General features: G+C 62.9%; 20 protein-coding genes. 9 read left to right on the plus strand and 11 right to left on the minus strand.

The features are described 5' to 3' along the window. The first annotated feature begins 13 nt into the window (after positions 1–13). The 6 genes from INS93_RS18625 (at position 14) to INS93_RS18650 (ending at position 6,090) form a co-directional block, all read left to right on the plus strand. Positions 14–652, plus strand: coding sequence for a tetratricopeptide repeat protein (locus INS93_RS18625; protein ID WP_160019811.1), 639 nt, complete (start codon positions 14–16; stop codon positions 650–652). Further along, a complete protein-coding gene (bamB, locus tag INS93_RS18630) occupies positions 645–1,796 on the plus strand; it encodes an outer membrane protein assembly factor BamB (RefSeq protein ID WP_160019810.1) in 1,152 nt (383 codons plus the stop codon). Before INS93_RS18625 ends, bamB begins: the two co-directional genes overlap by 8 nt. A gap of 113 nt (positions 1,797–1,909) precedes the next feature. After that, on the plus strand, positions 1,910–3,388 hold the full coding sequence (gene der / locus INS93_RS18635; RefSeq protein ID WP_017675169.1) for a ribosome biogenesis GTPase Der: 1,479 nt from the start codon (positions 1,910–1,912) through the stop codon (positions 3,386–3,388). A gap of 141 nt (positions 3,389–3,529) precedes the next feature. Continuing rightward, on the plus strand, positions 3,530–4,678 hold the full coding sequence (locus INS93_RS18640; protein ID WP_192984764.1) for a pyridoxal phosphate-dependent aminotransferase: 1,149 nt from the start codon (positions 3,530–3,532) through the stop codon (positions 4,676–4,678). 156 nt (positions 4,679–4,834) lie between these two features. Further along, positions 4,835–5,617 (plus strand): amidohydrolase, encoded by a 783-nt coding sequence (locus tag INS93_RS18645; RefSeq protein WP_192984766.1) that lies wholly within the window; start codon positions 4,835–4,837, stop codon positions 5,615–5,617. A gap of 11 nt (positions 5,618–5,628) precedes the next feature. Continuing rightward, positions 5,629–6,090, plus strand: coding sequence for a hypothetical protein (locus tag INS93_RS18650; RefSeq protein WP_226945616.1), 462 nt, complete (start codon positions 5,629–5,631; stop codon positions 6,088–6,090). A gap of 85 nt (positions 6,091–6,175) precedes the next feature. Here the strand turns inward: INS93_RS18650 and leuA are convergent, their stop codons facing one another. From leuA to INS93_RS18700, 10 genes are all read right to left on the minus strand, one after another. Next, positions 6,176–7,846: a 2-isopropylmalate synthase gene (gene leuA / locus INS93_RS18655; protein WP_160019807.1), complete on the minus strand. Its 1,671-nt coding sequence runs from the start codon at positions 7,844–7,846 to the stop codon at positions 6,176–6,178. Between the two features lie 336 nt (positions 7,847–8,182). Continuing rightward, complete coding sequence (locus INS93_RS18660; RefSeq protein ID WP_192984768.1) at positions 8,183–9,439, minus strand: mechanosensitive ion channel family protein; 1,257 nt, start codon at positions 9,437–9,439, stop codon at positions 8,183–8,185. Positions 9,440–9,559: 120 nt separating this feature from the next. Further along, complete coding sequence (locus INS93_RS18665; RefSeq protein WP_420707326.1) at positions 9,560–10,387, minus strand: peptidoglycan DD-metalloendopeptidase family protein; 828 nt, start codon at positions 10,385–10,387, stop codon at positions 9,560–9,562. A 95-nt stretch (positions 10,388–10,482) separates the two neighbouring features. Next, on the minus strand, positions 10,483–11,250 hold the full coding sequence (locus INS93_RS18670; RefSeq protein ID WP_192984772.1) for a M15 family metallopeptidase: 768 nt from the start codon (positions 11,248–11,250) through the stop codon (positions 10,483–10,485). Positions 11,251–11,254: 4 nt separating this feature from the next. Then, the gene (locus INS93_RS18675) at positions 11,255–12,535 is read right to left on the minus strand and encodes a TRAP transporter large permease (protein WP_192984774.1); all 1,281 of its coding nucleotides are present in this window, start codon (positions 12,533–12,535) and stop codon (positions 11,255–11,257) included. Further along, positions 12,532–13,026 (minus strand): TRAP transporter small permease, encoded by a 495-nt coding sequence (locus INS93_RS18680; RefSeq protein WP_192984776.1) that lies wholly within the window; start codon positions 13,024–13,026, stop codon positions 12,532–12,534. Before INS93_RS18680 ends, INS93_RS18675 begins: the two co-directional genes overlap by 4 nt. Before the next feature lie 66 nt (positions 13,027–13,092). After that, positions 13,093–14,133 carry a TRAP transporter substrate-binding protein DctP gene (gene dctP, locus INS93_RS18685; RefSeq protein WP_192984778.1) on the minus strand — a complete coding sequence of 347 codons (1,041 nt, stop codon included), beginning with the start codon at positions 14,131–14,133 and terminating at the stop codon, positions 13,093–13,095. Between the two features lie 164 nt (positions 14,134–14,297). After that, entirely contained in the window at positions 14,298–15,236 is a 939-nt protein-coding gene (locus tag INS93_RS18690) for a LysR substrate-binding domain-containing protein (RefSeq protein ID WP_160019801.1), read from the minus strand. Positions 15,237–15,257: 21 nt separating this feature from the next. Further along, positions 15,258–16,637: an exodeoxyribonuclease VII large subunit gene (xseA, locus tag INS93_RS18695; protein WP_192984780.1), complete on the minus strand. Its 1,380-nt coding sequence runs from the start codon at positions 16,635–16,637 to the stop codon at positions 15,258–15,260. 43 nt (positions 16,638–16,680) lie between these two features. Beyond that, the gene (locus tag INS93_RS18700) at positions 16,681–17,613 is read right to left on the minus strand and encodes a LysR family transcriptional regulator (protein WP_192984782.1); all 933 of its coding nucleotides are present in this window, start codon (positions 17,611–17,613) and stop codon (positions 16,681–16,683) included. Positions 17,614–17,647: 34 nt separating this feature from the next. Between INS93_RS18700 and INS93_RS18705 the strand changes: the two genes are divergently transcribed. Then, on the plus strand, positions 17,648–18,115 hold the full coding sequence (locus INS93_RS18705) for a multidrug/biocide efflux PACE transporter (RefSeq protein WP_192984784.1): 468 nt from the start codon (positions 17,648–17,650) through the stop codon (positions 18,113–18,115). A 55-nt stretch (positions 18,116–18,170) separates the two neighbouring features. Further along, positions 18,171–18,725: a sugar ABC transporter ATPase gene (locus INS93_RS18710; RefSeq protein ID WP_192984841.1), complete on the plus strand. Its 555-nt coding sequence runs from the start codon at positions 18,171–18,173 to the stop codon at positions 18,723–18,725. 108 nt (positions 18,726–18,833) lie between these two features. Here the strand turns inward: INS93_RS18710 and INS93_RS18715 are convergent, their stop codons facing one another. Then, positions 18,834–20,936 (minus strand): TonB-dependent siderophore receptor, encoded by a 2,103-nt coding sequence (locus INS93_RS18715; RefSeq protein WP_192984786.1) that lies wholly within the window; start codon positions 20,934–20,936, stop codon positions 18,834–18,836. 145 nt (positions 20,937–21,081) lie between these two features. On the opposite strand from INS93_RS18715, the gene guaB reads away from it, so the two are divergent. Beyond that, positions 21,082–22,551, plus strand: a complete 1,470-nt coding sequence (gene guaB, locus INS93_RS18720; protein ID WP_192984788.1) for an IMP dehydrogenase — start codon at positions 21,082–21,084, stop codon at positions 22,549–22,551. The last annotated feature ends 33 nt before the right edge of the window (positions 22,552–22,584 follow it).

Here is a 22,584-nt window from a genome sequence, read left to right on the forward strand (position 1 = left end):
TACGGGGTTAGACATGCAGACCGAAGACGAAGAGATCGCGCAACTGAAGGACTGGTGGGATCGTAACGGCAAGCCTTTGCTGGCCGGTGGCGTACTGGCACTGGTAGCCGTATTCGGCTGGCAGGGCTGGCAGAAGTACCAGGACAATCAGGCGCAAGGGGCCTCGGTGCTTTACCAGCAACTGCTGGAAACCGCGCTGGACCCGGCCGGCAAGCCCGATGCCGCGAAAGTTGCCGAATTGGCCGGCAAGCTCGACAACGAGTTCGGCGGTACCCACTACGCCCAGTACGGCAGCCTGTTCGTCGCCAAGGTCGCCGTCGAGGCGGACCGCCTCGACGATGCCGCTGCAGCGCTGCAGCGCGTACTCGACAAGCCTGCCGACGCCACGCTCGGTGAGCTGGCACGTCAGCGTCTGGCGCGTGTGCTGGCCGCGCAGGACAAGGCCGATGATGCACTGAAACTGCTCGATGCCCAGGTCGAGGATGCCTTCCTCGCCAGCCGTGAAGAACTCAAGGGCGACCTGCTGGTACAGCTGGGTCGCAGCGATGACGCGCACGCTGCCTATCAGAAGGCCAAGGATGCGCTGGCCGAAGATGCCGCTGTTGGCGGTCTGCAGATGAAGCTGGACGACCTGGCAAAAGGGGATGCGTGACGTGATGCGTTGGAAGAATGCCGCACTGCTGGCTCTGGCCGTTCTGGTCGTGGGTTGCAGCAGCAATAGCAAGAAGGAACTGCCGCCCGCCGAACTGACCAAATTCGACGAAGAAGTCGAGTTGCGCACCGAGTGGAGCCGCTCTGTCGGTGACGGTCAGGGCGAAACCTTCAACATGCTGGTACCGGCCATCGATGGCGAGGTGATCTACGCCGCCGACGTCGAAGGTCTGGTCATGGCCATGGACCGCAACAGCGGCAAGGTCATCTGGCGCAAGAAACTCGAAATCCCGGTTTCCGGTGCCATTGGCGTTGGCTACGGCCAGGTGCTGCTGGGTACGCTCAAGGGCGAAGTGATCGCGCTCGACTCCAGCGATGGTGAAGAACAGTGGCGCTCGCGCGTGACCAGCGAAGTGCTGGCTGCGCCGGCCAGCAACGGCGATATCGTCGTGGTGCAGACCCAGGACGATCGTCTGATCGCTTTCGATGCCAGCACCGGTAGCCAGCGCTGGATCGTTGAAAATACTCCGGCCGTACTGACCCTGCGTGGCACTGGCGCTCCGCTGGTGACCAACCGTCTGGTGGTCGCCGGCCTGTCCAGTGGCAAGGTGGTCGCGGTCGACGCCCAACGCGGCCTGCCCGTGTGGGAACAGCGTGTAGCCATTCCGCAAGGCCGTTCCGAGCTGGAGCGCGTGGTAGACATCGACGGCGGCCTGCTGCTGTCCGGTGGCACTGTCTACGCGGTGAGCTACCAGGGTCGAGTCGTGGCCATGGATCTGGAGTCCGGCCGCGTGCTGTGGCAACGCGAGGCATCGAGTTCGGTAGGCGTCGCTCAGGGCTTCGGTAACGTGTACGTCAGCCATGCCAGCGGCACCGTCGAAGGTATCGACGAGCGCAGTGCTTCGGCGCTGTGGAGCAACGATTCCCTGGCGCGCCGTCAGCTGTCGGCACCGCAAGTGTTTTCCAGTTATGTGGCCGTGGGTGATGTGGAAGGCTATCTGCATCTGCTGAGCCAGGTCGATGGCCGTTTCGTCGGTCGTACCCGTATCGACAGTGATGGCCTGCGCGCCCAGCCGTTGGTGGTGGGGGATTGGCTGTACGTCTACGGCAACAGCGGCAAGTTGGTGGCACTGACCATCAAATGAACCGACTATGCTGCATCCAGACCTGAGTCTTGGATGCCGCAGCGCAACAGATTCCGGCCGCTGCCCCTGCAGCGGCCTTTGCATTTTCTGAATTAACTCAAGTGGAGAGCCTGATGGTTCCCGTAATTGCCCTGGTGGGCCGGCCGAACGTCGGCAAGTCCACACTCTTCAACCGCCTGACCCGCAGCCGCGACGCCATCGTCGGTGACCTGTCCGGTCTGACCCGCGACCGCCAGTATGGCGAGGCGAAGTGGCAGGGGCGCACCTATATCGTGATCGACACCGGTGGTATTTCCGGTGACGAAGAAGGCATCGACGCGAAGATGGCCGAGCAGTCGCTGCAGGCCATCGAAGAGGCCGATGCCGTGCTGTTCCTGGTGGACGCGCGCGCCGGCATGACCGCTTCCGACCAGATGATCGGTGAGCACCTGCGTCGTCGTAACAAGCAGAGCTTCCTGGTGGTGAACAAGGTCGACAACCTTGACGTTGACCTGGCCCGCGCCGAATTCAGTCCCATGGGGCTGGGCGAGCCGTTGGCGATTGCCGGTGCTCATGGTCGTGGCATCACTCAGATGCTGGAGGTGGTGCTCGGCGCCTTCCCCAAGGATGCCGGTGAACCGGAAGAGGGCGCGGAAGAAGAGGAAGAGGTGCTCGAAGGCCAGGAGGCCAAGCGCATTCCCGGTCCGAGCGAGAAGGACGGCATCAAGCTCGCCATCATCGGCCGCCCCAACGTGGGCAAATCGACCCTGGTCAACCGCATGCTGGGTGAAGAGCGGGTCATCGTCTATGACCAGGCCGGCACCACCCGCGACAGCATCTACATCCCGTTCGAGCGTGACGACGAGAAGTACACGCTGATCGATACCGCAGGCGTGCGCCGTCGCGGCAAGATCTTCGAGGCCGTGGAGAAGTTCTCCGTGGTCAAGACGCTGCAGGCCATTCAGGACTCCAACGTCGTGGTGTTCGTCATGGACGCCCGCGAGGGTGTGGTCGACCACGACCTCAACCTGCTCGGCTTTGTGCTGGAAAGTGGCCGCGCCCTGGTCATCGCCCTGAACAAGTGGGACGGCATGGATCAGGGCCAGAAGGATTATGTGAAGACCGAGCTGGAGCGCCGGCTGTTCTTCGTCGACTTTGCCGATATCCATTTCATCTCCGCCTTGCACGGCACTGGTGTCGGCCATCTGTACAAGTCGGTGCAGGCCTCGTTCAAGTCGGCCATCACTCGCTGGCCCACCAGCCGCCTGACGCAGATTCTCGAAGATGCCGTGAGCGACCACGCGCCGCCTCTGGTCAATGGTCGCCGCATCAAGCTGCGCTATGCCCACCTGGGGGGCGCCAACCCGCCGCTGATCGTGATCCACGGTAACCAGGTCGACGCGGTCCCGCGTGCCTATTCCCGTTATCTGGAAAATACCTTCCGGCGTGTGCTGAAACTGGTCGGTACGCCGATTCGCATCGAGTACAAGGGCGGCGAGAACCCTTACGAGGGCAACAAGAACAAGCTCACCGACCGTCAGGTGAACAAGAAGCGCCGTCTGATGAGCCACCACAAGAAGGCTGAGAAGAAGCGCAAGGACAAGCGCAAGTAAGTTCTGTCGCAGCGTGCGCGCCGGGGATCACTCGGCGTGCACGGCATAAGCTTCCAACACATTTTCATAAGCGCTGTGGGTGCCGTCTGCAGCGCCCTTCGGCTATTCTCGCGGCTTGCCTTGTTCCTCTTGGAAGTCGCGATGCTCGTCAGCAAACTGCCCAACGTTGGCACCACCATCTTCACGCGGATGTCCCAGCTCGCCCTGGAGACCGGCGCGATCAACCTGTCCCAGGGTTTCCCCGACTTCGACGGGCCGCAGGCGCTGCGTGAGGCCGTGGCGCGGCATGTCATGGAAGGGCGCAACCAGTATTCGCCGATGACCGGGCTGCCGAGTCTGCGCCAGCAGGTTGCGGCCAAGATCGCCCGCAGCTACGGCGTGCAGCGTGATGCCGACAGCGAGATCACCATCACCCCAGGCGCCACCGAGGCGATCTTTTGTGCGGTACAGGCGCTGATCCGTCCGGGTGATGAAGCCATCGTCCTCAACCCTTGTTACGACAGCTACGAGCCGTCGGTGGAGCTGGCTGGCGGGCGCTGTGTGCATGTTCCGTTGGCACTGCCGGATTTCTCCATTGACTGGCAGCGCCTGGGTGATGCCATCAGCCCGCGTACCCGGCTGATCTTTCTCAACTCACCGCACAACCCCAGCGGTGCTCTGCTGACCCGTGCCGATCTGGACAAGCTGGCCGAGCTGATTCGTGACCGCGATATCCATGTGATCAGTGACGAGGTCTATGAGCACCTGATCTACGACGGCGCCCGCCATGCCAGCGTGCTGGCCCACGACGAGCTTTATCAGCGCGCCTTCGTGGTCAGCTCCTTCGGCAAGACCTATCACGTCACTGGCTGGAAGACCGGCTATGTGGTGGCGCCACCCACGCTGACTGCCGAGCTGCGCAAGATTCACCAGTACGTCAATTTCTGCGGCGTGACGCCACTGCAGTTCGGCCTGGCCGATTTCATGGCCGCGCACCCTGAGCATGTCGAAGAGCTGCCAGCTTTCTATCAGGCCAAGCGTGACCTGTTCTGCAACCTTCTGGCGGGCTCGCGCTTCACCTTCACCCGCGCACCTGGCACCTACTTCCAGCTGGCTGATTACTCGGCCATTCGTCCGGATCTGGACGATGTGGCCATGGCCGAGTGGCTGACCCGCGAGCACGGCGTGGCAGCGATTCCGGTATCGGTGTTCTATCAGTCGGCGCCCAAGGAGATGCGCCTGGTACGCTTCTGCTTCGCCAAACGCGAGGAGACTCTGCGCGAGGCTGCCGAGAAGCTGTGCGGGGTGTAGGGTGGATAACCGCGAAGCGTTATCCACCAAAGCCCGGTGGATGTGAAAAACGACATCCACCCTACGCGCTGTGCGCGGTGTGAGGGCAGGGCGGGTGTAACCCGCCTGTAAGGAGTTGGAGGGTTTCACCCTCCCTACGGCGAGCGAGGCGCCCCAATGAGCGATAAAACCGATCTTGAACTGGCGCTGATCCAGACCACCCTGGCCTGGCACGACCCTGCCGCCAACCGCGAGCACTTCCAGGCATTGCTGGAACAGGCACGCGGCGCCGATCTGGTGATCCTGCCGGAAATGTTCACCACCGGATTTTCCATGGAGTCGGCCGAGCTGGCCGAGTCCGAGGATGGCCCCAGCAGCGTCTGGCTGCGTGAGCAGGCGCAGCGTATCGATGCGGTGATCTGCGGCAGCCTGATCATCCAGGCGGCCGACGGCAGTTACCGCAATCGCCTGCTCTGGGCGTGCCCGGATGGCTCTTTGGCGCACTACGACAAGCGTCATCTGTTCCGCATGGCCGGCGAGCACAAGCATTACAGCACAGGTGACGAGCAGGTGGTGCTGGAGCTCAAGGGCTGGCGCGTGCGCCCGCTGATCTGCTACGACCTGCGCTTCCCGGTCTGGAGTCGCGATGCGGGTGGCACCGATCTTCTGCTGTATACCGCCAACTGGCCGGGGGCGCGTCGCCAGCACTGGAACCGCCTGCTGCCAGCGCGAGCCATCGAGAACCTGTGCTATGTCGCGGCTGTGAACCGCGTCGGCGAGGACGGCAAGGGCCATGGCTATACTGGCGATTCTCAGGTGCTGGATTTCCAGGGCGAGACTCTGCTGGCGGCAGGCGATGGTGATGGTGTGTTCCGCGCCCGGCTGTCGAGCGAGGCACTGGCTGCCTACCGCGAGCGCTTCCCCGCACACCTGGATGCCGATGCCTTCACCTTGAACTGACCAGGAGCTACATGAACATGGACGTACAGCAGAGCAATCCCTTCCAGCCTCCGCAGGCTGAACTGCAACAGGCCACCACGCAGCAGTCGCCGCTCTACAGTGTCGCGGGTGTTGGCCTGGCGACCTTCATCGGCACGCCGCTGGCTGGCGCCTGGCTGCTGGCGCATAACCTGCAACTGCTCGGCCAGGCCCATCGAGTGGCAATGGTCTGGGGTATTTCCGTCCTCCTTCTGGTGGTTACCTTGGTCCTGGCTTTCGTCTTGCCGGAAGAGGTGCCCGCCATGCCGTTCGCCATCGCACAGTTGATGGCGATGATCATGTTTGCCAAGAGCCTCATGGAAGCCGATCTCAAGCAGCATGCCGAGGCCGGTGGTGCGTTTCTGTCCAACTGGCGGGCCGCGGGTATCGGTCTGATGTTCACCCTCGGCCTGGCCGCGCTGATGTTCGCGGTGCTGATGATCTTCGATATCTAAACGTCTTGATTCCCGGATTTGATCCGGGCTACGCATACAAAAACGCCGGGCATTGCCCGGCGTTTTCGTGTTCGGCGCTGAATAATCAGGCCGCTTGCGACTCGGCCTGGCTCAGGGCGCGGTTCAGCGCGCTGAACAGGGCGCGGAAGCTCGCCGTGGTCAGGTTCTCGTCGATGCCGATGCCATGCAGGGCACGACCGCCGTTGACGCGCAGTTCGATGTAGGCCGCCGCCTTGGCATGGGTGCCGGCGCCGATGGCGTGCTCGCTGTAGTCCATGACTTCAACCGCGACCGGCAACGCAGCCGCCAGCGCTTCCAGCGGGCCTTTGCCGATGCCGCGCCAATGGTGATTTTCACCACCTTCGACGACCTCCACATCCACTGCGCTGGTGCCGTTTTCTTCCTGCAGGCGATGGCCTTTCAGGGCGTAGGGGCTGCGCGCTTGCAGGTACTCGGTTTCGAGCAGTTGATGGATCTGTGCGGCAGTCATTTCCAGGCCGAGACGGTCGGTTTCACGCTGCACCACCTGGCTGAACTCGATCTGCATGCGACGCGGCAGGCAGATGCCGTACTCCTGCTCGAGCAGGAAGGTGATGCCGCCCTTGCCCGACTGGCTGTTCACGCGAATCACCGCCTCGTAGTCGCGGCCAATGTCGGCCGGATCGATCGGCAGGTACGGCACTTCCCACAGGGCGTCTTCCTTCTGCTGGGCGAAGCCCTTGCGGATGGCGTCCTGGTGCGAGCCGGAGAAGGCGGTGTGTACCAGGTCGCCGACGTACGGGTGGCGCGGGTGTACCGGGATCTGGTTGCAGTCCTCGACCACCTTGCGTACGGCGTCGATGTCGGAGAAGTCCAGCTGCGGATCGATGCCCTGGGTGTAGAGATTCAGCGCCAGAGTCACCAGGCAGACGTTACCGGTGCGCTCGCCGTTGCCGAACAGGCAGCCTTCGACACGGTCTGCTCCAGCCATTACCGCCAGTTCCGAGGCCGCGACGCCAGTGCCACGGTCATTGTGGGTGTGCACGCTGATCAGCACGCTGTCACGGCGGTCGACATGGCGGCCGAACCACTCGATCTGGTCGGCGTAGTTGTTCGGCGTGGCGCACTCGATGGTGGCCGGCAGATTGAGGATCAGCTTGTTCGCCGGAGTCGGTTGGAACACGCCGATCACCGCGTTGCACACCTCGACGGCGAAGTCGATCTCGGTGCTGCTGAACACTTCCGGAGAGTACTCGAAGCCCCACTGGGTTTCCGGCGCGGCATCGGCCAGGCGCTTGATGGTGGTGCCGGCGGCCACGGCGATGGCTTTGACGCCGGCCTTGTCCTGATTGAAGACGATCTTGCGGAAGCTCGGCGCGCAGGCATTGTAGTAATGCACGATGGCCTTTTTGGCGCCCTTGAGCGACTCGAAGGTGCGCTCGATAAGATCGTCACGGGCCTGGGTCAGCACCTGAATGGTGACGTCGTCGGGGATGTGGCCACCTTCGATCAGCTCACGGACGAAGTCGAAGTCGGTCTGCGATGCGGACGGGAAGCCCACTTCGATTTCCTTCAGGCCCACGGCCACCAGACACTTGAAGAAGCGCATCTTCTTCTGCGCATCCATCGGCTCGATCAGCGACTGGTTACCGTCGCGCAGGTCGGTGGACAGCCAGATCGGTGCCTTGTCGATGATCTTGTCCGGCCAGGTGCGATCCGGAATCTGGATCTGGGTGAAGGGGCGATACTTCTTCGACGGGTCTTTGAGCATGGTCATGGTGAAAATCCTTGGGTCCAGACGCCTTGTCTGGGAAACGAATAGGGCGGTCGACGGTGGCCGGATGGCCTCAGGGATTCAGCCCCGCAGTCGCGGGCTGACCAGGCGTAGGCAGCGATGTTGCCGTAGCAGAATGAGGGTATGTGCAGTGTTCATGCTGCCAACCCTAGTGATCTTGATGAAGGCTGGCAAGCATTGCGTGAAAATTGGTAGAAACGATCTTCTACCGCTCTGTTGCGACGTTTTATGGCGCATGAGGGCGCTTGTTTGAAGGAACATTGCGGGGGCGTTCACGGCGAGCCGAAGGCCGGGTATGCCCGGCCTTCGGCTCGTGCTTCAGCCTGGTTGCTGAGCCACCAGGGTCGGGCGCAATTCGCGCATGTCCGCACCGCTCGGATGCTGGAACACGCGCAGACCGAACTCGGGGAGGATGGCCAGCAGGTGGTCGAAGATGTCCGACTGGATGCCTTCGTAGGCATTCCAGGCGATGGTGTTGGTGAAACAGTAGATTTCCAGCGGCAGGCCATCGGCAGTCGGATTGAGCTGGCGGACCAACAGGGTCATGTTCTGGTGGATGTTCGGGTTGTGGCGCAAGTAGTGTTCGACGTAGGCACGGAAGCTGCCGATGTTGGTAATGCGGCGGGTGTTCACTGCCTCTTTGCCGTGTTCGGCCAGCCTGGTGTTCCAGTCCTGCAGTTCCTGGTCCTTGCGGTCCAGGTACTCATCCAGAAGCATGAAGCGGCGCAGGCGGGCGATTTCCTCGTCGCTGAGAAAATGCACGCTGGTCTGATCCAGGTACAGCGCGCGCTTGATCCGGCGGCCGCCGGACTCCTGCATGCCGCGCCAGTTCTTGAACGGGTCGGTGATGAAGCGCTTGGTCGGGATGGTGGTGATGGTCTTGTCCCAGTTCTGCACCTTCACGGTGTGCAGGGCAATGTCGATCACATCGCCATCGGCGTTGAGCTGGGGCATTTCCACCCAGTCGCCGACGCGCACGATATCGCTGGAAGAAATCTGCACGCTGGCCACCAGTGACAGCAGGGTGTCCTGGAAGATCAACATCAGTACGGCAGCCATGGCGCCGAGACCAGACAGCAGGATCAGCGGCGAGCGGTCGATCAGCGTCGCTACTATCAGGATCGCGGCGATGGCGAAGATGGCGATCTTGATCACCTGCAGGTAGCCCTTGATCGGCTTCAGGTGCGCATTTGGGCGGCGCTGATAGAGGGTGTTGAGAATATCCAGCAGGGCGCCGATGGCCAGTGCGATGGTCAGCACGATGAAGGCGCCGCAGACGTTCTGCGTAACCGTCACCACGGCTTCCGGCATGCCCGGCACTACGGCCACACCGGAGGAGAGCACCAGCGCCGGTACGATATTGGACAGGCGCGTGATGATGCCGCTTTCCTTGATCTGGCCATGGCGGCCAACGGCGGTGGCGCCCACCACGCGGTAGATGGCGCGTACCAGAATGCGTTTGACGATCCAGTTCGACAGCCAGGCGGCAATGATCAGGGCGAGGGTAGCGGTGAGGGTGAGCAGTTCTGGCTGAGTGTTCAGCCAGTCCATCCAGGTGTTGAGCTCATTCGGCATTTCCGGCTCCGAAGCAGGCAGGAGGAAGGGCCGACGCTACAGGGCCGGCCATCTGAGCCGCCGTACCCTAGCAAAAATACTCGGTTAACCCAAACGGCAGCTGTTGCAAGCTGCGTACTCTCAGGGCTTGAACGCGCCGATGAAGATCGCCGGGTCGACCCGCGCGTCGTTGAGGCTGACGTTCCAGTGCAGGTGCGGGCCGGTGGCACGTCCGGTGGCGCCGACCTTGCCGACATGGCCGCCTCGGGCAATGTCGTCGCCGAGCTTCACGTCGACCTCTGACAGGTGGCAGAACATGCTGATCAACCCCTGGCCGTGGTCGAGGAACACTGTCTTGCCATTGAAGAAGTAGTCGCCGATGAGGATCACCTTGCCGGCTGCTGGCGCCTTGATCGGGGTGCCACGGTTAGCGGCGAAATCCAGGCCCGAGTGCGGGTTGCGTTCCTCGCCGTTGAAGAAACGACGCAAGCCGAACGGGCTGGACAGCGGGCCGTTGACCGGTTTGTCGAACAGTAGATTGCTCGGCTGGCGTGCGCTGAACTGCCGGTAGGCGCGGGTCTGCTCGGCCAGTTCGCGTTCGATGCGTTTGAGGTTGGCGGCGTTGGGCGTGACCTGCTGTTGGTTCTTGATGGTGATGCGCTGCTCGGTGTAGTGCTTGGCACCCACCTGGAAATTCAGCCTCTGGCCGCCCTCGACCTCTACCTGCTGAGTACCCGGCTTGACGCTGAGTGGAATGCCGACGATGGCAATCCAGCGCTTGCTTTCTTCATGCACGGTCAGCACCGGCTTGCCCTGATAGCGCACCTTCGGCGCCAGCGCCGGATTACCCAGATCGATCACCGCCACACCACCCGGCACCGGCTTGTTCAGCAGGCGGGTGATAAAGCCTTCGGCATGGGCGGGGAGGGTGAGCGTGAGGGCAATACAGGCCAACAACAATCGCAGCATAGTGGGCATGGAGCTGGGTTTCCGGTTCGAGATCGCGGGCTATGCTGGCGCAAATACGCGCCGGTGCAAAGCCCGGCGGACGTCGATGGACTTTATCAATGTTGCTCGGCAGCCAGTTGTTGCTCCAGCTGTTTGCGCCAGAGGGTGTCGAGTGTCTGCAGTTGCACTGGGCCGTACAACGCCGCTGACGCTCCGGTGTGCCAGGCCCAGAGTTGATCGCCGTAGTCGTAATGCCACCACTCGCTGGACAGGTTGCTGAAGCCTTGCGCCGCCATGGCGTTGTAGAGCGTGCGGCGGTTGTCGCGTATCTGCAAGTCACGCTCGCGGTAGTCCGCGAGCTGCTCGAAGTGTGCCGTGGCCGACAGTGGGCTGGCCTCGTCGAAGGCCGTACCCATATCCAGCCAGCGGCCGTCTTCGTCGCACAGGGTGACGTCCACGGCGCCTCCGGTCAGGTGCGGACTTGGCGTGTTGCGGCTGCTGCTGGGCGGCGAGACGAACTGTCGGGTCAGGTGCTCGAGCTGGCGCTCGTCCAGTTTCGGGTAGTACTCGCGGATGGCGTCATACAGGCTGTCGTACAGGTACTGCTGCACGGCGAACGGGCGCCAGGCATCGAGTACCACCAGATGTATGCCGTGCGGCAGGCTTCTGGCTACCTGCAGCAGGCGTTCGAATACAGCCATGCGTGAATAGCATTCGGGCAGCGCATGGCGCACCCCCATGCGGAAATAGGCTGGGTATACACGCAGTACCCGGCTCAGGCTGAGGGGGTGCAGTGGCTGTTCGTCATCGACGATGGGAATGGCTGCGACGGCTGGCCAGTCCGGCTCGGGCTGCAGCGGGATCGGGGTGGTGAAAGAAGTCATGGCATCAGCTCAGCAGGCGGGGTAACCACAGGGTCAGGGACGGGAAGATGATCAGCAGGTAGAGCACCCCGAGCGCCATCAGCACGAACGGCCAGATACCCTTGAACATCTCGATGATGTCCAGCTTGCTGATTGTCGCGACGATGAACAGGCAGGCTCCCATGGGGGGCGTGATCATGGCGATGGTGATGTTGAGGGTAAAGATCAGCCCCAGGTGTACCGGATCCACGCCGGCGGCCAGGGCCACCGGGACGATGATCGGTGTCAGCAGCATCAGCACCGAGACTTCTTCCATGACCATGCCGCAGATGAAGATGATGGCGCTGATCACCAGCAGGATCAGGGTCGGCGAGTCGCTGAACGGCCCCAGCAGCTCGGCGAAGGCGCTGGCGACCTGGGTGTAGTTGAGTAGCCAGTTGACCACCGATGCGGCGGCGATGATGGCGTAGATACTGCCGGTCAGGCGCACGGTTTCACGCAGCGAGGCCCAGAAGCCCTGGAGCGAGAGTTGGCCGCGCAACAGTCCGATCACCGCGACGTAGAGCACGATGAGGGCGCCCGACTCGGTCGGGGTGACGACGCCCAGGACGATGCCGGCGACGATCAGCACAGGCGCCACCAGCGCGGTTGCGGCACCGGAGAGGGCGGCGAACATTTCGCTCCAGGCCGGTTTGGCATGGCGTGTCTGCAGACCGGCCTTGTGCGCATAGATCGCGTTCATCGCCATGAAGCCCAGTGCCAGCAACAGGCCTGGCACCACGCCCGCGAGGAAGAGTTCACCGACCGACGTGTTGGTCAGCGAGGAGTAGAGAATCATGAAGATGCTCGGCGGGATGATCGGACCGATCAACGAGCTGCCAGCAGTCAGGCCGGCAGCGAACTTGCGCGAGTAGCCTTCCTTCTCCATCGCGGGCACCAGCAGCGAGCTGAGCGCCGAGGCATCGGCGGCGGCCGAGCCGTTGACACCTGCGAAGAACACGCCCGCCACCACGTTGACGTGCCCGAGGCCGCCACGCAGGTGGCCGACCATGGCATTGGCCAGGCGTATCAGGCGCGGGGTCATGCCGGAGGTGTTCATCAGGTTGCCGGCGAGGATGAACAGCGGAATGGCCATCAGCGAGAAGATGTCCATGCCGCCGAAAAAACGCTGCGGCAGGATGTTGATGAACAGGTTGACGTCGACGAACAGGAAGCCCACCAGGGCAGTCAGCAGCAGGCAGAAGAACAGCGGCAGGCCCAGCAGCAGGTTGACGACGAAGGCGAGAAGCATGGCAACACCCATCATGGTTGCACGCTCCCGGCTGTTTCGTCGGTGTCGGGTGCCGCCGGCCAGGGGCCGCGCAACAGGATCAGCAGTGTCAGCAGGCTGAAGCCAACAGGCAGGCTGAGCAGTGGCCATGTCCGGCTCACACCCAGACCCAGGCTGCGGAAGCGCCCGGCATCGAGCGCATAGCGCAGGCTGACCCAACTGGCGAATGCGAAGAAGGCGGTGGCTGCCAGCCATTGATAGAGGCGTACCCAGCGCGCCAGATGCGCAGGCAGGCGCTCTTCCAGCAGATTGATGCGCATGTGGCCGCCCTCGACCCACAGGGCGCCCAACACCAGCATGACGCTGCCGATGATCAGGTAGCGGGCCATCTCATCCAGCCAGATCGGTGCGCTACCGAGCAGGTAGCGGGCGAATACGCCGTAGATGAGCAATAGCAGGTCGAGCAGTAACAAAAGGGCGCCGAGATTGAACAGCAGGGCGCGCACACGTTTGATGAACGCAGGCATGGTGGCTCCGAGGCGAAGACTGGGCCGCGCCCTGTTCAAGCAGGGCGGGCCGTGGCAGACGGTGGGTTACTGGACGGTGTTCAGCCCGACGTCCTGGAGTGCCTTGTCGATCCAGCCGGCATCGATGCTCTGTTCCCTGAGCCAGCTCAGGTAGGCCGGTTGGCCCTGACTGCGAAATGCCTGCAGATCCTCGGTCGAAGGTTCGATGATTTCCATGCCCTTCTCCTTGAGGAAGGCCAGTTCCTTTTCCTGCTGTTGGGCAATCGCCTCACGATTCAGGCGTGTGGCCTCCAGCGCTGCATCGGTGAGCGCCTGGCGATCCTTTGCCGAGAGCGAGTCGAGCATTGCACCGTTGGCCACCAGGAACTGGTCGGAATACTGGATGTTGGCCAGGGTCAGGTATTTCTGCACCTGATAGAGGCTGCCGAGGATGATGTACGAGGTCGGGTTCATTTGTCCGTCGGCTACACCGGAGCGCAGCGCCATGTAGAGCTCGGTCCACGGAATGGGCGTGCCGGAGGCACCGAAGGATTCATACAGGGCGACCTGGCTGGGGTCCATCGCGCGAAAGCGCAGGCCCTTGAAGTCCGCCGGTGCCGCGATTGGCTTCTTGCTGTTGGTGAAATTGAGGAAGCCGCCTTCCTCTACCACTGCCAGCAGTTCCGTGCCCGTGCGCTGTTTGAATTCCTGCTTGGCGGCCTGCCAGTAGGTGCCTTGGTCGAAGAAGCTGTGGGCAGCCTGGGCGTCCTTGAACATGAATGGAATGGCGCTGACGTAGATCTCCGGGAACAGCGGGGCGATGCCGGCAAAAGAGGCCACGTTGAGTCCCGGGCCGCTGATCACCTGTTCCATGCGTTGTTCTTCTTCACCGAGCATGCTGTTGGGGTAGAGCTTGATTTCCAGCTCGCCACCGCTCTTTTCCTCGACCAGACGCTTGACGTTGCTGGCGAACAGGTGAACCGGGTTTTTCTCCAGGTCGGCCGCGCCGTTGTAGCTCATGTTGATGACGGTAGCCGCCTGGGCGAGGGACGCGCTCAAACCCATGGCGGTGAGCAACAGGCCAGTGCCGAAATGGCGGCCGAGATTGCCGAACAGAGTCGTTTGCATATTGTTTTCCTTATGGCAGGACTAGGGTAGAGAAGGGCGCAGACTGCTTGGTTCTTATAGGAAAAGCGAAGCTTTGGCGCAGGAGCAGGGACACGCTAGCCGTTGTCGTGTTGACTATTCAAGTCGATGGGTGATGCATGAAAGTCAACACCTGGACGGCGCTGTCAGGCGCTGCGAGCCAGCCCCGGCGCATCGCCGCTGAAGAAGCGCATGCTTTTGCGCAGGTGCTCCAGGCAGGCCAGGCTGGCCACCGTCAGCTCACGCCCCTGGTGGCTGAGAATGCGCGCGCGGGCATCGCGCAGTGCCGGGTTTGCCATGGGCAGTCGGCGGATGCTGCCGGCTTGCAGCTCATGGCTGACGGTCAGCTCCGGCATGAAGGCCACGCCAATGCCGGATTTGACGAAGTTGGTGAGCACGGCCACCGAGTTGGTGCGAAGCTTGGGGCGCAGCTCCATGTGCTCCAGCTGCGCCACCATCACCGCCAGCTGGCCCATGCCGGTGCTGCTGTGGATCAGCGCCAGGGCTTCGCCGCGCAGCTCGGTCATCGATACGGCACCGCGATGGCTGGCCAGGCGATGCTGCGGCGGGATGATCAGGTCGAGTGGCTGGCGGGTGTCGACATGCACCGTCAGGGCTTCGTCCTCGATCGGTGCATAGACCAGTGCGAGGTCGACGGCATCTTCCTTGAGCAGGCCAACGGCCTCGTTGGCACCCGCCATCTGTACTTCCAGGTCGATGCCGGGATAGCGCAGGATGAAGCTCTGCAGCGGCTGCGAAATCAGGTCAGTGATGAAGCCTTCACCGACCGCGATGCGGACGCTGCCCTGACGCAGCCCCTGGAGGTCGCAGAGGCGTGACAGCACGCCCTGCTCGTTGGCGCGCTGCTGGCGGAAGTGGGCGACCAGCATGTTGCCGGCCTCGGTGGGAATCACACCTTGTGGCGTGCGTTCCAGCAGGCGAATTTCCAGTTCCTCTTCCAGCGCGCTGAGTTGTCGGCTGATGGCCGACGGATCGATGTTCAGGTGTTGGGCGGCTTTGCGCAGGGAGCGAAAGTGCACGACCTCATTCAGGTAGGCGAGGGCGCGCTGGCTCAGGCGGGACATCGGCAGGGTCTCCGGCGGCAGTCAATCCAGTAGCGACAGCGTCGCCGGTTGTATGTGGTTGTCTTCGACGCGTACATCCAGTTCGCCCTCGCTCAGGCGCGCCTTGAGGCGCTGGCCCGGCCGGGTCTGTGAGGCGCTGCGCACGGCGTGGCCACGTTCGTCGAGGAGGATGCTGTAGCCCCGGCCCAGGGTGGCCAGTGGGCTGACAATCTGCAGTTGCGCGGCCAGGGCGCCCAGTTGCTGACGCTGGTTGCGCAGCTGACCTTGCATGGCACGCGGCAGGCGCGTGGCCAGGCCATCCAGACGCTGGCGCAGCAGGGCCAGGTTGCGCCCCGGATGCTGGGCGGCGAGGCGTGCATCGAGGCGGGCCAGGCGCTCGCGTTGATTGGCCAGTTGCTGGTTGAAGGCGCGGCGCAGGCGCATGTCCAGGTCGTCCAGGCGCTGGGCTTGCTGGCGCAGGCGTTCGCCGGGGTGGCGCAGGCGTCGGCTCGTTCCTTCCAGGCGTAGACGTTCGCGAGCCAGGCGTCCTTGCATGTGCAGGACCAGGCGGCGTTGCAGGTTGTGCAGGCGTTGCACCAGTTCGCTGCTGTCCGGGGCCAGCAGTTCGGCGGCGGCCGAAGGCGTCGGTGCACGCACGTCTGCGACGAAATCGGCGATGGACACGTCCGTCTCGTGGCCCACGGCGCTGACGATGGGCGTGACGCAGGCAGCCACGGCGCGAGCGACGGCTTCCTCGTTGAAACACCAGAGGTCTTCCAGCGAACCGCCGCCACGGGCCAGGATCAGTGCATCGAACCCCTGTGCGTCGGCGCGTTGCAGGGCGCGGACGATTTGTGCGGTGGCCTCGCGGCCCTGCACGGCGGTGGGGATCAGGTTCAGCTCCACCTGCGGCGCGCGCCGGCGGAATACGCTGATGATGTCGCGGATCACCGCACCGGTCGGTGAGGTGACGATGCCGATACGCTTGGGATGGGCGGGCAGGGCGATCTTGCGTTCGGTGGCGAACAATCCCTCTGCACCAAGTTTTTCTTTCAGCGCCTCGAAGGCCAGGCGCAGGGCGCCGTCACCGGCTGGCTCCACGGCGTCGAGAATCAGCTGGTAGTCGCCGCGCCCCTCGAACAGCGAGACCTTGCCGCGCACCTTCACCGCCAGGCCATCGCGCAGCACCTGGCGCACGCGCGCGGCGTTCTGCCGGAACAGCGCGCAGCGCACCTGGGCCTGGCTGTCCTTCAGGGTGAAGTAGATGTGGCCGGAGGCCGGGCGGGCGAGGTTGGAAATTTCCCCCTCAACCCAGATGCCGGCGAACACGTCCTCCAGCAGCAGGCGGGCGCCGTTGTTGAGCTGGCTGACGCTGAGGACCTCGCGGTCGAGGTTCAGGCGGGCAAAAGGGTCATTGATCATGGGGCGGCATGATAAGTCGAGAGCGACATCGGCGCGACCTTCATCAGGCGTCTTGCAGCAGGCGTTCGAGCAGCCAGGCCGCGACCGGGCCGAGCTCGCGCTGGCGCGACCAAATGGCGTCTACCGTCACCCGCCGCGGCCAGCCACTGCAGGGCAGTTCATGCATGCCACCAAAGCCGTAGGCATCGACCAGTTGCCGCGGCAGTTCGGCCCAGCCGAAGCCCAGCCGTGCCATCTCCAGCAGCATCAGGTAGTCCGGCGCAGCCCAGCAGCGCCCGCCGCTGCCGGGTAGGTCGTCGGTGTTCGCATCGTCATGGGCGACGCTGCTCAGGCGCAGCAGGCGCCAGCGCGACAAGTCGTCCTGGCGCACCTGGGGCAGCGTGCTCAGGGGGTGACCCTTGGCGACGAACAGGCCGAACTCGCTGCTCATTTCCAGGCGGGCGTGGGCGATATGCGGCGGGTAGCTCGCTTGCGCACCGAGCAGTCCCAGCTGCGCGCGGCCCTGAGTGACCAGGTCGAGCACGTCGGTCTGTTCGGCGATCAGGCTTTCGAACTGCAGATCGGGGAAGCGCTGATCCAGCTCCTGCAGGCGCACTTCGTATTGTTTTGGCTGGTAGGCGTCGGACAGCGCCAGCGTCAGGCGCGCCTCCTGGCCTCTGGCCAAACCGGCGGCGTGTCGCGCCAGGCGGTCGCTGGCGCAAAGCACTTCTTCAGCGTGGGCCAGCAGGCTGGCACCGGCTGCGGTCAGCTGCAGTTTGCGTGGGCCGCGTTCGAACAGTGCCACGCCCAGGTCGATTTCCAGGCGGGCGACGGCCTCGCTGATGGTCGACTGGCTTTTGCCCAGGCGCCGCGCGGCGGCGCTGAGCGATCCACAGTTGGCCGCCTGGGCGAAGGCCTGGAGGGAATCGGGGGAAATATTCATATCGGTTTTGCCGATGGCAGCTACCTTTGGTTTGGCTGATATTCCGATGATCATAGCGCTCGTCGTCACTTATCACGAGGTTCGTTTCATGACTCAGCCCCTGCCGCGCTCCCTGCGTGAGCGCATCGGTCACGCTCTGGCCTTCGAGACCATCGCCGTGCTCATCTGCGCCCCGACCATGGCCTGGTTCATGGATAAACCACTGCTGCACCTGGGTGTGCTGACCCTGATGTTCTCCACCGTGGCGATGCTGTGGAACATGCTGTTCAATTACCTGTTCGACCGCGCACAGAGTCGTCTGGGCTTCGAGCGCGGCCTGTGGGCGCGGGTCAGTCATGCGCTGCTGTTCGAGCTGGGGTTGATCGTCGTGCTGGTACCACTGGCGGCCTGGTGGCTGTCGATTGGTCTGCTCGAGGCGTTGCTGCTGGATATCGTGCTGATCCTGTTCTTCCTGCCGTACACCCTGGCATTCAACTGGGTTTATGACGTATTGCGTGCTCGCTGGGTGGCTCGGCGCGAAGCACAGGCGACTGCTGCGATTTGTCGCGGGGCTTGATTTGCCGGTGGCAGCGCCTAAGCTGCCGCCTTTCTTCGCCGACCGTTCGAACACCATGATCGCGCAACTGATCCTCGTCCCGCAGATATCCACGCTTCCCGCCCACGAGCAAAAGGCCCAGGCCATGCTGCGCTGGCTGGTCAAGCGGGAGATCGTCGAGGCGTTGCCGACCACCTGCGGCCAGGGCGGCAACGGCATGGCCTACGCCATCGGGCCAGGCGCTCGGCGTATCGCCCAGCGTCCCGAGTTGCTGCCCTATGGTCAGGCGCACAATGGCCTGGAGATCATCACCAACCGCTGCATATACATGCCGACGCAGGGCTTTCTCGAAGAGGCGGGCTGCGCCGAATGCCGCAAGGAAGTGGGCGTGCCGCTGTTCGACAGCCTGGAGGTGTGGTGGCCAGGGGAAACCGACAACTTCACCTGCCCGGAATGCGGGCATGAAGATGACATCAACGGCTTCCTGTTCCTGCAACCCTGCGGGTTTTCCAACCTGGGCTTCATCTTCAACGGCTGGATGGACGCCGGCCTGCGCCCGGTATTCGTCGAAGAGTTCGGCGAACGCCTGGGCTTTGCGGTGAGGCAGGTGCGGGTCGACGATCCGGCGTGAGCAGGTGCGCTTAGGCCCGTGGGAGGGGCTTCAGCCGCGACTTGTGCTGTCTTCAGTCGCCGCTGAAGCGCCTCCCACAGGCGCTCGGCAGTTGTAATCGGGATCAGCTCAAAACTCGACACTGGCCGACAGGCGCAGTTCACGTGGCTCGCCCACTGCAACGCGTAGATTGCCGCCGCTGGAGGAGTAGTAACGCTCGTCGAACAGGTTGCGTACATTCAGTTGCAGGCGGGTCTTTTCGCCGAGCAGTTGGCTGTCCCAGCTGACGAAGGCATCGGCCACCGTGTAGCTGTCCAGCCAGAATGTGTTGGCGTTGTCGCCGGCACGCTCACCGACGTAACGGGCGCCGCCACCCAGTCTCCACTGACCCAACTCCTGGGGCAGATGCAGATGATGGACGAGGTAGAGACTGCCGACATTGCGCGCGGCGTTGACCAGTTCGTTGCCTTCGTTGGCCGGGTCATCGAGGATTTCCGTATCGGTGTAGGCGTAGCTGCCAAGCAGTTCCCAGCGCTCGCTGAGGCGGCCGGTGATATCCAACTCTACGCCGCGCGAACCGACCTTGCCTGCGGCTTCCGATACGGAATTGTTGGTAACTACGACGTTTTCCTTCTCGATATCGAACAGCGCCAGGCTGGCGCCGATACCTTGAGGCAGATCGAGTTTCACGCCCAGCTCGTAGCTGCGACCTTCTTCGGGGTCGAATGCCTGGCCGGTATCGGTATCCGAGGCATTGGGCACGAAGGAGCGGCTGTAGTTACCGTAGAACGCCACCTGGTCGTTCAATTGGAAGACCAGGCCACCGAAGGGCAGGAAGGTGGTGTCTTGCCGGTCGGTGGTCGGCTTGTACAGCGCCCCTCGACCTTGCCCTACCAACTGCTCGAAGCGCTGGTAACGGCCGCCAAGCACCAGAATCCATTGCTCGTTCAAGTGCCAGTTGTCTTTCACGTAAAGTGAGCGCGAATGCAATTCGTCGCGGCGATCGCTCTGTGACAGATTGAGCAGGGAGGGTGCGGCAAGGTTGCCGTAGACCGGGTTGTAGATGTTGAAACCGCCGACTGCTGGGCCGCGCCAGGTATCGCCACGAAAGTTGTCGACGCGTTCTGTGTCTGCACCAATCAGCAGATCATGGCGCTGACCGAATAGCGTGGCCTTGCCGATCCAGTCCCAGGCCAGATATTGGGTCTGGTTGTCATGCTCGCTACCATCGGAGCGGCGGCTGAGCGCGCCTGTATTGGCATTCAGAGCGTTGGGGCGAGCTTCGGCATAGTCGTAGCGCTCGTTGTTCCAGCCGTAGGTGAGGCGGCTCGACCAGTCGGCGCTGAGCTGGTACTCGGCAGTAGCCGTGAGCAGTTCATCGATACCTTCAGCCTTGGACCAGTGCTCGCTGAAACGGTCGTTATAGGAAACCTTGGCCGGCTTGCCGTTGATGATCACCGTGCCTCGATCCACCGGGCTGCTGTATTCCTTGTATTCGTAGGCGATATTGAGGCGCAGACGTTCGCCCTCCCAGCTCAGCGAGGGCGCGATCAGGCTGTGCTCTTCTTCGCCGAAGTTACGCCAATAATCTTCGTGCTGACGCTCGGCAACCAGGCGAAAGGCCAGGCCGCTATCGGCAATTGGGCCAGTAACGTCGACTGCCAGGCTGCCTCCGCCGAAGCTGGAGCTGTCCGCGCTGAGTTGCGTGCCCCATTGGTACTGCGGTTTCTTGCTGATGACGTTGATCAGCCCACCTGGTTCCAGGGCACCATAAAGCAGCGACGCTGGCCCCTTGAGTACTTCCACGCGTTCGGTGGTGGCGCTGAAGTTGCGTGAGAGGCTGGAGCGAATGCCGTCACGGAGGATCGACCCGTCGGCGTTGGCACCAAAGCCGCGCTTGACGAAACCATCCTGTGTGCCAGCCAGTGTGTTGCTCTGGGTCATGCCACTGACGAACTTCATCGCATCGTCCAGCGACCTGACCTGAAAGTCCTCGATGGTCTGTGGCGTTACCACCTGCACTGATTGGGCCTCATCCTTGAGTGCGACGGAAGATTTGCTTGCCGTGCTGGCGCGCTTGGCTTGGTAGCCGTCTTCTTCCATGCTGGGCTTGGCGACCACCTCCTGGCTGGGCAGCTCCAGCTCCTGGGCCAGCAGTTGACCGGCTGGAAGCAGGCAAAGGGTAAGCAGAGTGGCGCATCGGCTACTCAAGAAAGGGCGGGTAGATTTCATTTGGTACTCAAGTGCAGATGTTTTTGAGAATCATTATTTTATGATTTTCAAGGCATGACTGCCTAGAGGCATACTTTGCATTGAGTGAGATGGGCTCGCTGGGTATAATGCCGCGCTTCTTATTTTCCCGCTCGGGAGCCCGTCCATGCTGCGCATCAGCCAAGAAGCACTCACTTTCGACGACGTCCTGCTCATCCCCGGTTATTCCGAGGTGTTGCCCAAGGACGTCAGCCTGAAGACCCGCCTGACCCGCGGCATCGAACTGAACATCCCGCTGCTGTCCGCCGCCATGGACACCGTTACCGAAGCGCGCCTGGCCATCGCCATGGCCCAGGAAGGCGGCATCGGCATCATCCACAAGAACATGACCATCGAGCAGCAGGCTGCCGAAGTGCGCAAGGTCAAGAAGTTCGAAGCCGGTGTGGTCAAGGACCCGATCACCATCGAGGCCGACGCTACCGTGCGCGACCTGTTCGAGCTGACCCGCCTGCACAACATCTCCGGTGTACCGGTGCTGTCCAACGGCGACCTGGTGGGCATCGTGACCTCCCGCGACGTGCGTTTCGAAAACCGTCTGGACGCTAAAGTGCGTGACGTGATGACGCCGAAAGAACGCCTGGTCACCGTCAAGGAAGGCGCCGCCAAGGAAACCGTGCGCGAGCTGCTGCACAAGCACCGTATCGAGAAGGTGCTGATCGTCGATGACGCCTTCGCCCTCAAGGGCATGATGACCGTCAAGGACATCGAGAAAGCCAAGGCCTACCCGCTGGCGAGCAAGGACGATCAAGGTCGTCTGCGCGTTGGCGCTGCCGTCGGCACTGGTGCCGACACCGGTGATCGCGTAGGCGCTCTGGTCAATGCCGGTGTGGATGTGATCATCGTCGACACCGCTCACGGCCACTCCAAGGGCGTGATCGACCGCGTGCGTTGGGTCAAGCAGACCTTCCCGGACGTCCAGGTGATCGGTGGCAACATCGCCACGGGCGCAGCTGCCAAGGCGCTGGTCGAAGCCGGCGCCGATGGCGTCAAGGTCGGTATCGGTCCAGGCTCCATCTGCACCACCCGTATCGTGGCTGGCGTCGGTGTTCCGCAGATCAGCGCCGTGGCCAATGTGGCTGCAGCACTGGCCGGCACCGGCGTACCGCTGATCGCTGACGGTGGCATCCGCTTCTCTGGCGACCTGTCCAAGGCCATCGTCGCTGGCGCGTCCGCCGTGATGATTGGCTCCATGCTGGCCGGTACCGAAGAAGCACCGGGCGAAGTCGAGCTGTTCCAGGGCCGCTCCTACAAGGCCTACCGTGGTATGGGCTCGCTGGGCGCCATGGCGCAAGCGCAGGGCTCTTCCGACCGTTACTTCCAGGACTCCTCGGCGGGTGCCGAGAAGCTGGTGCCGGAAGGTATCGAAGGTCGCGTGCCGTACAAGGGCGCGATGAGTGCCATCGTTCACCAACTGATGGGCGGTCTGCGTGCCTCCATGGGCTACACCGGCTGCGCTACCATCGAAGAGATGCGTACCAAACCGGAGTTCGTGCGCATCACCGGTGCCGGCATGGCTGAGTCGCACGTCCACGACGTGCAGATCACCAAAGAGGCTCCCAACTATAGAGTTGGTTGATTCGCCGCAATGTATGAATAACGGGGCTGTTCG

This window comes from Pseudomonas sp. EggHat1 (genome assembly GCF_014892995.1).
Taxonomy (GTDB): Bacteria; Pseudomonadota; Gammaproteobacteria; order Pseudomonadales; family Pseudomonadaceae; genus Aquipseudomonas; species Aquipseudomonas chaetocerotis.

Excerpts from the sequence above, each read along its gene's own strand:
- INS93_RS18625 (WP_160019811.1), top strand. The coding sequence starts at position 14 with ATGCAGACCGAAGACGAAGAGATCGCGCAACTGAAGGACTGGTGGGAT.
- bamB (WP_160019810.1), top strand. The coding sequence starts at position 645 with ATGCGTGACGTGATGCGTTGGAAGAATGCCGCACTGCTGGCTCTGGCC.
- der (WP_017675169.1), top strand. The coding sequence starts at position 1,910 with ATGGTTCCCGTAATTGCCCTGGTGGGCCGGCCGAACGTCGGCAAGTCC.
- INS93_RS18640 (WP_192984764.1), top strand. The coding sequence starts at position 3,530 with ATGCTCGTCAGCAAACTGCCCAACGTTGGCACCACCATCTTCACGCGG.
- INS93_RS18645 (WP_192984766.1), top strand. The coding sequence starts at position 4,835 with ATGAGCGATAAAACCGATCTTGAACTGGCGCTGATCCAGACCACCCTG.
- INS93_RS18650 (WP_226945616.1), top strand. The coding sequence starts at position 5,629 with ATGAACATGGACGTACAGCAGAGCAATCCCTTCCAGCCTCCGCAGGCT.
- leuA (WP_160019807.1), bottom strand. The coding sequence starts at position 7,846 with ATGACCATGCTCAAAGACCCGTCGAAGAAGTATCGCCCCTTCACCCAG.
- INS93_RS18660 (WP_192984768.1), bottom strand. The coding sequence starts at position 9,439 with ATGCCGAATGAGCTCAACACCTGGATGGACTGGCTGAACACTCAGCCA.
- INS93_RS18665 (WP_420707326.1), bottom strand. The coding sequence starts at position 10,387 with ATGCTGCGATTGTTGTTGGCCTGTATTGCCCTCACGCTCACCCTCCCC.
- INS93_RS18670 (WP_192984772.1), bottom strand. The coding sequence starts at position 11,250 with ATGACTTCTTTCACCACCCCGATCCCGCTGCAGCCCGAGCCGGACTGG.
- INS93_RS18675 (WP_192984774.1), bottom strand. The coding sequence starts at position 12,535 with ATGATGGGTGTTGCCATGCTTCTCGCCTTCGTCGTCAACCTGCTGCTG.
- INS93_RS18680 (WP_192984776.1), bottom strand. The coding sequence starts at position 13,026 with ATGCCTGCGTTCATCAAACGTGTGCGCGCCCTGCTGTTCAATCTCGGC.
- dctP (WP_192984778.1), bottom strand. The coding sequence starts at position 14,133 with ATGCAAACGACTCTGTTCGGCAATCTCGGCCGCCATTTCGGCACTGGC.
- INS93_RS18690 (WP_160019801.1), bottom strand. The coding sequence starts at position 15,236 with ATGTCCCGCCTGAGCCAGCGCGCCCTCGCCTACCTGAATGAGGTCGTG.
- xseA (WP_192984780.1), bottom strand. The coding sequence starts at position 16,637 with ATGATCAATGACCCTTTTGCCCGCCTGAACCTCGACCGCGAGGTCCTC.
- INS93_RS18700 (WP_192984782.1), bottom strand. The coding sequence starts at position 17,613 with ATGATCATCGGAATATCAGCCAAACCAAAGGTAGCTGCCATCGGCAAA.
- INS93_RS18705 (WP_192984784.1), top strand. The coding sequence starts at position 17,648 with ATGACTCAGCCCCTGCCGCGCTCCCTGCGTGAGCGCATCGGTCACGCT.
- INS93_RS18710 (WP_192984841.1), top strand. The coding sequence starts at position 18,171 with ATGATCGCGCAACTGATCCTCGTCCCGCAGATATCCACGCTTCCCGCC.
- INS93_RS18715 (WP_192984786.1), bottom strand. The coding sequence starts at position 20,936 with ATGAAATCTACCCGCCCTTTCTTGAGTAGCCGATGCGCCACTCTGCTT.
- guaB (WP_192984788.1), top strand. The coding sequence starts at position 21,082 with ATGCTGCGCATCAGCCAAGAAGCACTCACTTTCGACGACGTCCTGCTC.